Annotated in this window: 9 protein-coding genes; 3 read left to right on the top strand and 6 right to left on the bottom strand. The window is 73.9% G+C overall.

Annotated features, from left to right (window positions below; all coding sequences use genetic code 11):
- Positions 1-469: hypothetical protein (locus NBZ85_RS23415; protein WP_261562596.1), on the top strand; the 469-nt coding region annotated here is incomplete at its 5' end.
- 75 nt (positions 470-544) lie between these two features.
- On the opposite strand, the gene NBZ85_RS33865 is transcribed toward NBZ85_RS23415, so the two are convergent.
- The 4 genes from NBZ85_RS33865 to NBZ85_RS23395 all read right to left on the bottom strand — a co-directional run bounded on the left by NBZ85_RS33865 (position 545) and on the right by NBZ85_RS23395 (position 4353).
- Entirely contained in the window at positions 545-832 is a 288-nt protein-coding gene (locus NBZ85_RS33865; protein ID WP_261562595.1) for a hypothetical protein, read from the bottom strand.
- 86 nt (positions 833-918) lie between these two features.
- Positions 919-1974 (bottom strand): DUF7064 domain-containing protein, encoded by a 1056-nt coding sequence (locus tag NBZ85_RS23405; protein ID WP_261562594.1) that lies wholly within the window; start codon positions 1972-1974, stop codon positions 919-921.
- 14 nt (positions 1975-1988) lie between these two features.
- Positions 1989-3626 carry a class I adenylate-forming enzyme family protein gene (locus NBZ85_RS23400; protein ID WP_261562593.1) on the bottom strand — a complete coding sequence of 546 codons (1638 nt, stop codon included), beginning with the start codon at positions 3624-3626 and terminating at the stop codon, positions 1989-1991.
- A gap of 70 nt (positions 3627-3696) precedes the next feature.
- Positions 3697-4353, bottom strand: a complete 657-nt coding sequence (locus NBZ85_RS23395) for a TetR family transcriptional regulator (RefSeq protein WP_261558852.1) — start codon at positions 4351-4353, stop codon at positions 3697-3699.
- 74 nt (positions 4354-4427) lie between these two features.
- Between NBZ85_RS23395 and NBZ85_RS23390 the strand changes: the two genes are divergently transcribed.
- Positions 4428-5750, top strand: coding sequence for a phosphotransferase family protein (locus NBZ85_RS23390; protein WP_261558851.1), 1323 nt, complete (start codon positions 4428-4430; stop codon positions 5748-5750).
- Positions 5751-5916: 166 nt separating this feature from the next.
- On the top strand, positions 5917-6753 hold the full coding sequence (locus NBZ85_RS23385) for a phosphatase PAP2 family protein (RefSeq protein ID WP_261558849.1): 837 nt from the start codon (positions 5917-5919) through the stop codon (positions 6751-6753).
- 15 nt (positions 6754-6768) lie between these two features.
- Here the strand turns inward: NBZ85_RS23385 and NBZ85_RS23380 are convergent, their stop codons facing one another.
- Positions 6769-7674: a hypothetical protein gene (locus NBZ85_RS23380; protein ID WP_261558848.1), complete on the bottom strand. Its 906-nt coding sequence runs from the start codon at positions 7672-7674 to the stop codon at positions 6769-6771.
- Positions 7671-8410 (bottom strand): aspartate/glutamate racemase family protein (locus NBZ85_RS23375; protein ID WP_261562592.1); only part of this gene is annotated, 740 nt, incomplete at its 5' end. The genes NBZ85_RS23375 and NBZ85_RS23380, both read right to left, overlap by 4 nt.

Raw genomic sequence — 8410 nt, 5'->3', positions numbered from 1 at the left:
GGCGTGGTGGGGCCGGGCTCGTCGGTGGCCGGTTTCGCGGGTCGAGTACTCGTCATCGGGGGCACTTCAGGAACCCCCGGTCGTGGCGTGGGCCTGGCCGCTGGCGCTCGAGGGTGACGTCCCGCTCGACGAGGTGCCGGAGTCAGTGCTGCTCGACGGGTCGGTGCTGTCCGAGGAGCTGGTGCTGTCCGAGGAGCTGGTGCTCGCGGAGGAGTCGGTCGTCGTGCCGCTGGACGAGGTGCCGCTGGACGAGGTGCCGGTCGAGGTGGTGCCGGTCGTGGTCGCGGTGGCCGAGGTGTCGTCGTCCGTGGTGTGCTCGTGGGCGAGGACCCCGAATCCGATGACACCGGCGGCCGCCACGGCGGCCAATCCGGTCGTGACGGGGCCTATTCGTCGGATCCCCTGCTCGCGTGTCGCCATCGCAGCCCTTTCCCACCCATCGGCCCCCCGTTGTGGAGCGCATGGTTAGGAGGGTGAGAGTTGAGACTGTGAGGTGGCTGTGCGTGGCCTGTAGACAGGCCCAGGGTCTGGTGTCGCGCGGCTGTCAGGCCCAGAAGGCGGGTGGCAGGGCGTCGATCTCGCGGGCGGCCTGCTCGAAGTCGGCGGCTATGGGTCGCAGCGCGTCGATGCCCAGCCGGTCGATCAGGTCAGCACCTCGCGGCCCTTCCCGTCGAAGCCGAGCAACCCGCGGCGCGCCGTCGAACCCGACCGCGTCGAGATGGCGCAGCAGCCCGTGCACGGCAGGGGTCCAGGGGTTGGCGGGGCGGTGCACGGTGTCGCCGATGCGGACGCCCCCGACGTGCCGGCCGCCGGGCAGGCGCTGCTCGGTCACAGGCTGCTCTTCCATGCCGGATTTCTAGGGGCGCCGCGGCCGGCACCGCAACAGGTTTTCGGCCGGGCAGTTATGGACTCGACCGCTCACCCAGGCTCGGCAGGCGTGGCCGCGGGGGCGTCGACCATGTCGCGGCGCCAGCGGCGGGGGCTCCACACGTCCTGGTCCTCGCCCCAGCACGGCGTGCCGTCGAGGTCCCAGCGGGTCATGCTGCACCACGCGAACATGCTCGGGTACGGGGTGAAGACCATCCGGCTGACCACCGTGCCCGTCGCGGACAGCGCCCGGCCCAGCTCGTCGCGGCCCGTGATCCGCACGGTCGCCGGCCTGCCCTCGCTGTCGCGGCCCACCTGCCGCTCGCCGGCGACCAGCGGGGACCATACGCCGTCCCGCATGAGGTATCCCGTCCAGACCCGGTCCGTGCCCTGCCGGTCCTGACCGCTGAGGGCGAGGAACGCCTCGGTCGCCGACGCCGTGCCGTACGCGTAGCCGACGCGCCGCTGCCGCTGGTCGCGCCGCGGGCCCCACGCCCGGTCGCGGATCGCGAAGCAGTCGACGGCGATCGGCTCGCCGTGCAGCACCATGGTCCCGGTGACCCGTCCCGGCTGGTCGAGATGACCGCCCTGGGCGAACAGGTCGGACTCGCCCCCGGAGACCAGCGGCCGCATCAGGGCCTCGTAGCGCAGGTCAAGGGTGAGCTCGTCGCTGGCGTAGCCGATGTCGTACGTGTGGCCGGGGCGGGCGGCGCGCAGGGTGATGCCGTCGGCGAGGCGGGCGTCGCGCAGGTCCGGCAGCTCCGGCAGCGGGATGTGCTGCTGCCAGTGGCGGACGGGAAGCTCCCAGGGCAGGTGGGCGCTGGCGTCGTAGACGGTCACCCCGCCGAACTGGACACCGAGGTTGGGCCGGAACACCGGGTACACGTAGCCCAGCAGGTGACGTTCGGGCACCATCCAGCTGAACCAGACGGTCTCCGTCCACAACGGCTCGTCGGGCGGGAACGGGTGCAGCCGGTCGTCCGCCTCCGTCAGGCCCCAGCCGGCAGCGTCGGTGGAGCCGGTGTTGTCGGCGTCGCCGGTCCTGTCGGTCCTGTCGGTGTTATCGGTGTTATCGGTGTTGCCGGTCCTGTCAGTGTTGCCGGTCATCGCGGTGTCCCCGGTCATCGCGGTGCCGCCGTGGCCGCGCCGCCTCCGGGGAGGTAGCGCTCGCGGAGCTGGGCCTTGGTGACCTTGCCGACCGGGTTGCGGGGCAGTTCGGCGACCAGTTCCAGCTGCTCCGGCCACTTCTGCTTCATCAGACCCGCCTGGGCGCACCAGTCGGTCAGGTCCGCGAGGCCCGGCGGGGCGCCTGCGGCCGTGGGCACGACGACGGCGCACACGCGCTCCCCGGTCCGCTCGTCGGGTAGCCCGATGACTGATACGTCGGCGACATCGGGATGGGTCGCCAGCACCTGCTCCACCTCCACGGCCGACACGTTCTCCATGTTCCGGATGATCACATCCTTGATTCGTCCGGTGACGGTCAGGTAGCCGGCCGCGTCGAGGCGGCCCAGGTCACCGGTGCGTAGCCACCCGTCGGGTGTCATCGCCGCGGCGGTCAGCTCCGAGTCCAAGTAGCCGAGCATCAGGTGGTCGCCGCGGATCTGGATCTCGCCGTCCGAGCCGGCCGGCGCGGCGGCGCCGTCGGCGGCCGTCACCCGCAGCCGCGCCGTGGGCGCGGCGATCCCCTCGGTGGTGGCCCGCTGCGCGGGGGAGTCGCCGAGCCGGCCCATGCACACGATCGGCGCCTCGGTCAGCCCGTAGGTGGGGACGATGCCGGCGCCGAACGCGGCCACCATCCGCGCGTCCAGGTCGTGGGGCCGGCCGGTGCCGCCGCCGGGGAAGGCGCGCACCCGCGGGAACAGCCGCCGGCCGGCCGGCAGCGCCCGCTGGGCGGCGAGGTAGGCGAGGAAGAACGGCGGGCCGGCCCCGGCGATGGTGACGTCGAAGTCATGCAGGGCGGTGATCGCCTCGTCGGTGAAACGTGCGACGCACAGCGTTTCGAAGCCGACCAGCATCGCTGCGACCTGCCAGGCCGGGCCGCCCACGTGGCAGAGGGGGAAGACCGCGCCGTACCGGTCGTCCGGGCGTAACCCGAGCCGCTCGACCAGGGTGCGTCCGGCCGCCAGTACCGCGCGGTCGGTGTGCACCACGCCCTTCGGCGCCGACGTCGTCCCTGAGGTGTAGAAGTACCAGCGGCCAGCGGTGCCCGTCGGCGGCGCGAGCGGGGCGGGCGGGGCGCCCTGCCCGGAGCTGTCCTCGCCCCAGGCGAGGACGTCGATCGGCGCGCCGTCGCGGGCCACGGCGGCGGCCACGCGCCGGGCGGCGGCGGTCCGCGCCGGGTCGGCGCCGTCGACGATGAGCAGCGCCGGGCGGGCCTGGCGCAGGATGAAGTCGAGCTCGCGGTCGCCGTACACGGGCAGCAGGGGATTCTGCGTCGCCTCGAGCCGGCACAGCGCGAGCAGCAGGACGATCGCCTCGACGCTGGTTGGAAGCTGCCAGGACACGACGGTGGCGGGCCGGACGCCGCGGGAGGCGAGGTCCGCGGCGAGGGCCGTCACCCGGTCGCCGAGCTCGCCCCAGGTCACCGGCTCGCCCCCCACGTCGCGCACCGCCGGCACCCCCGGGCTGATCCGGACCCGCCGGTCGAACACGCTCGCCAGGCTGATCTCGCCGAGACCGCTCACTTCGTCGGAGCCGCCACCGCCGGCAGGATCGCCGACGCCGCTGGAACCGCCCACTGGGTCGAACTCGTCCATGGCCACCTCGCCGGCTCCGATTCGTGCCGCGAGGCACGCTGCCACAGAACTGACACATCGTCAATTACTGCTACCGGCCCCGAGCCAGGCTGAGATGGATGATCTGCGCCTGGGAGCGGAGGAGCTCCTCGAGTGGCGCCCCGTCGCGGGCGAACCCCTCGCGGCGGGCCGCCGACATCACCAGCATCATCACCAGCGACCCGGCGAGGCCCACCGGATGGCCGTCGACGACGGCGACCGACAGCACGTGGGTGAGCCTCTTCATGGCGTCCAGCAGGACCCGGAACACCCGCGGGTCCTCGTCGCGGGAGGCGAGCACGATCGTCTCGAGCAGGCCGCGCCGCTCGCTCCAGAAGTCGTGGAACGCCCGGACGAACCGCTCGCACGCCTCGGGCGCGGCACCCTCGCGCACCAGTGCCGCGGCCAGCGCGGTGACCCGCTCGAACTGCTCCATGTGCTGCTCGGCCACCTCGGCGACGGCGCTGGGGAGGTCGGGGAAGTAGTGGTAGAAGGTCCCCGGCGACGTGTGCACCGCCCGCGCGACGTCCGCGACGGCGACGGTCAGGTACGGCGCGGCCAGGCAGCGCCGCTCCACCTCGCCGAGCAGCCGCAGGCGGGTGCGCCGCCCCTTCGGCCCGGGTGCGCCCCCGCCCCCGCCCGCCGGCTGCCGGGACAGCCGGGCCACGTCGCTCAGGCCGGTCGGCTCGCTCGGCTCGGCTGCGGTCATCTCGCCTCCCAAAAAATTGAGCACCTGTCAGTTCTAGCTAGTATCGACTCTTCGCCAAGGCTGAGAGGACTGCCGTGACCCCCATCTCGAGCTGGGCCCAACGGACCGACGAGATCGCCGCCGCCCTCGGTGTCGGCGCGGTCCGCCTGGTGCCCGTGCCCGCGGGGGCATCCCGCGAGGCCTACCGCGTCGAGACTCCCGCCGGCGCGGGCATCGCCTTCCTGCGCGCCGACCCGGCCACCGGCGGGGTGATGGACGGCAGCGAGATGACCCTGGCCCGCGAGGCCGAGGTGCTCCGGCGCGTCCGCGCGTGCGGACTGCCCGTGCCCGCCGTGCTCGCGACCTTGGCGGACCCGGCCGGCACCCTGCTGGAGCTCATCCCCGGCACCAGCAGACCAGACCCGGCGGCGGTCGAGCAGGCCGCGCCGCAGTACATGGCGCTGCTCGCTCGGCTGCACCGGCTCGATCCCGTCGACCTCGGCGTGGCGGCGTCGTCGATCACCGCGGCGCTGCGATCCGATCTCGACTGGTGGCGCGCACGAGCCGCCACGACGGGCACCCTGGACCGGCCGCTGATCCGGCTGGCGCTGCGGATCCTCGCCGACAGCCTCCCGGATGACCCGGCGCCCGCACGGCCGGTGCACGGCGACGCCGGCCCCGGCAACCTCATGGTCCACGAGGGGCGGGTGGTCGCCCTGCTGGACTGGGAGCTGTTCCACGCCGGCGACCCGCACGAGGACCTCGCCTGGATCTGGATGCGTGGCGCGCACACCGACTTCGGCGATTTCACCACCCGCGTCGCCGAGTACGAGGCCGCCGCCGGCGTCGTGGTGGATCCGGGCCGGCTCGACTGGCAGGCCGCGTTCGTGATGGTCAAGTCAGTGATCAGCCTGTGGGCCGGGATCACCGCCGCGCAACCCGGGGCGGACGTGCTCGGCCCGCTCGTCGCCGCGCTCGCCTACGACGCCCTGCTGGGATCCGTGCTCGTCCGGTTGCGTGGCGGTGCGCTGCGCCTGCTCGCGAACCCGGCGGGCGTGGCGGACCCGGCGGGCGTGGTGGAGGTCAGGCTCGTCGACCAGCTCGCCGCCCGCCTCGGCGAGACGGACCGCACCACCGCCGCCATCCTCGACCACCTGCGCCGCCAGCTCGCCCTCGAACCGTGGCGGACCATCCACCTGGCTGCGGACGTCGCCACCCGGCTCCCCGCCGACCCCGCCGACCCGGGCGGTCTCGCGGGCCTCGCCGCCCGCGTCGACGGCGCCGATGCCGAGGCCGATGCCGCGGAGCTCACGGCGCTCGCGACGGTCCTCGGCGCCGCGGCGGATCGAGCCGTCCGCAGCCAACCGCGCGCAGAACGGCTGATCCGCCGTGCGCAGCGCAACGGCCTCGGAGTCTGAACCGCCGCGCGTTCCGTCACGGCGCGACGGCCGACTCAGGATCCGGGGCCGGCTGGTCCTCGGCGGGCAACCGGACGGCTGCCTGCCAGGAGGCTGAAGTGATCGCGTCCTGGGCGGCACCGGGTGGCAGGTGTCGGGGGCGTTCGTTGTGGAGAAGAACTGATCCGTGCGATCTATCCTCGGCCTGGGCGGCCGTCTCGTGGTGGCGGCGGGGCTGCTTGTGCTCATCCTCGCCGGCACCGGCGCTCTCCTCGTCCACGGGCCCGGCCAGGTGCGGGGCTGGGACACCGACGCCGAGCGCTGGTTCGCCGACCACCGCGCCGGCGGGCTGGTCCGCCTCACCGCGGACGCGACCTACCTCGCCGACACCTGGACGGTCATCGCCGCGACGGCGGTGCTGGCGGCGGCCGTCGGGTGGTGGACGCGGCGCTGGTGGCTGCCGGCGGGGATCATCCTGCTCACCGCGGGGGAGACCGCCATCTATGAGGCGTCCAACGCCCTCGTGGATCGGCCGCGCCCCGCGGTGCCCCGGCTCGACCCGGGGGATCCGCTGGCCAGCTTCCCGTCCGGGCACACCGCCGCAGCAGTGTGCCTGTACGGAGGTCTGGCCCTCGTGCTGCGCCGGCTCGCCGCGGACGGCCGGTTTGGGCGACGACCGGCCGGTTCCGGTTCCGGTTCCGGCGACCAGGGCAGAAGCGCGGGCGAGGGGCATTCGGCGTCGGCTCGGCCGTGGTGGGTCGGGGCCGTGCTGGTCGCGTCGGTGGTCGCCGCGGTCGCGGTGCCGGTGCTCGTCGGGTTCTGCCGCACCTACCGCGGCATGCACCATCCCAGCGACGTGATCGGCGGCGCCTTCCTCGGCGCGTGCTGGCTCGCGGCCGTCAATCGGGTGGTGCTGGGGCGGCGCGGCGCACACGACCCTCGGCGCGGCGGTGGATCGAGCTGCCCGCAGCCGGCCGCGCGCCGAGTGCCTGATCCGGCGCGCACAGCGCAGCCGTCTCGCTGACCGGTGCGTGGCCGGTCAGCGGAGGATGTTGACGGCGCGGGCCAGGACGAGGGCGACGAGGATGATCGAGATCGTCGACTGGGCCATCATCATGAGCTTTGCCCAGCGGGTCATCGGCATCGTGTCCGTCGGGCTGAAGGCGGTGCTGTTCGTGAACGCGACGAACAGGTAGTCGACGAATGTCGGCTCCCAGCGGGGATCGGCGTTCGCCGGATCGCTCATCTGGGGGAACAGCAGGTCGGGGTACTGCCGTTCGCTCTGCGCGCGGGCGAACGGCCCGCCGCGGTCGAACTCCCAGTACCAGAGGGCGAAGGCGATGACGTTCGTCAGGTAGATCGCCGCGCCGGTGCTCAGCAGGGCCGCCGGGTCCTCTCCGGCCGTGCCGCGGACCAGCCGGTGGGCGAGCAGGGCCGCGCTCACCCCGTTCGCGGCGGTGACCGAAGCGGTCAGCACGAGGCTCGCCGCCCGCTCCACCGGGTGCTTGCGGGTCATCCGTACCGGGTTGACCGCGGTCAATCCTGCCAGCAGCGCGATCTCCATGCCGGGCAGCAGCCAGCGCGGAGTGAGCGTCAGCCGGGACGGCAGCGCCCACTGCAACGCGATCGCCACCACCGTGGCGAGCAGCACCGGCAGCCGCCGCTCGCCGCCGGTAGGCCGCAGCCACGCCGGGACGAGATGCTCCGGCAGCGCACGGACCTCGCCGACGGCCAGCCCGGTGGCCCGGGCGAACTGCCGCAGATGGATCGGCGAGAGCCGGTCCCATGCGCTGGGATGCGGGTGCGCCGGGTCGGCCGGGCTCGCCGCCTGCCCGGGACCATCCGGCCTCGCCGTCCTCTCGGGACCGCCCGGCCTTGCCGTCCTCTCGGGACCGCCCGGCCTTGCCGTCCTCTCGGGACCGCCCGGGCCGCTCGCCCCGGTCATCCGGACCCGGCCGAGGCCGCCCCCGTGGCGAGAGCCAGATCGACGGCGGCCTCGACGTGCAGCCGGGTCGTCGGGAAGACCGGCACCGGGCTGTCCTGCCGGCGGACCAGCAGCTCGATCTCGGTGCAGCCGAGGATGACGCCCTCGGCACCCGCCGCTGCCAGCCGTTCGATGACCGCCACGTACTGCTGGCGCGACTCCTCCCGCACGACGCCGCGGCACAACTCGTCGTAGATGACGCGGTGTACGAGCGCGCGGTCGGCGGCGCGCGGCACGAGGACGCGCAGCCCGGCGGCGGTGAGCCGATCGCGGTAGAACGCCTGTTCCATCGTGAACGCCGTGCCCAGCAGGCCCACGGTGCGCAGCCCCGCGGTGGTCACCGCGGCCGCCGTGGCATCCGCGAGGTGCAGCAGCGGGACGTCGATTGCCGCCTGGACCTGGTCGGCGACCTTGTGCATCGTGTTGGTGCACAGCAGTACCAGGTCGGCGCCGGCCGCGACCAGCGACCGCGCGGCGGCGGCGAGGACGACGCCGGCCTCGTCCCACCGGCCGGCGGCCTGCATGGCCTCGATCTCGGCGAAGTCGACGGAGAACAGCACACACCGGGCCGAGTGCAGATCGCCGAGCCGCGCCCGGACCAGCTCGTTGGCGAGCCGGTAGTACTCGGCGCTGCTCTCCCAGCTCATCCCGCCCAGCATCCCGATCGTCAGCATCGCGCCGTCGGGCCTCCCTCCCC

Origin of the sequence: Frankia tisae (assembly GCF_025403405.1) — a bacterium.
Lineage (GTDB): Bacteria > Actinomycetota > Actinomycetes > Frankiales > Frankiaceae > Frankia > Frankia tisai.
Note: the sequence above shows the minus strand (reverse complement) of the source record. Positions and strands in the feature narration are given on the sequence as shown.

Excerpts from the sequence above, each read along its gene's own strand:
- NBZ85_RS23405 (WP_261562594.1), bottom strand. The coding sequence starts at position 1,974 with ATGACCGGCAACACTGACAGGACCGGCAACACCGATAACACCGATAAC.
- NBZ85_RS23400 (WP_261562593.1), bottom strand. The coding sequence starts at position 3,626 with ATGGACGAGTTCGACCCAGTGGGCGGTTCCAGCGGCGTCGGCGATCCT.
- NBZ85_RS23395 (WP_261558852.1), bottom strand. The coding sequence starts at position 4,353 with ATGACCGCAGCCGAGCCGAGCGAGCCGACCGGCCTGAGCGACGTGGCC.
- NBZ85_RS23380 (WP_261558848.1), bottom strand. The coding sequence starts at position 7,674 with ATGACCGGGGCGAGCGGCCCGGGCGGTCCCGAGAGGACGGCAAGGCCG.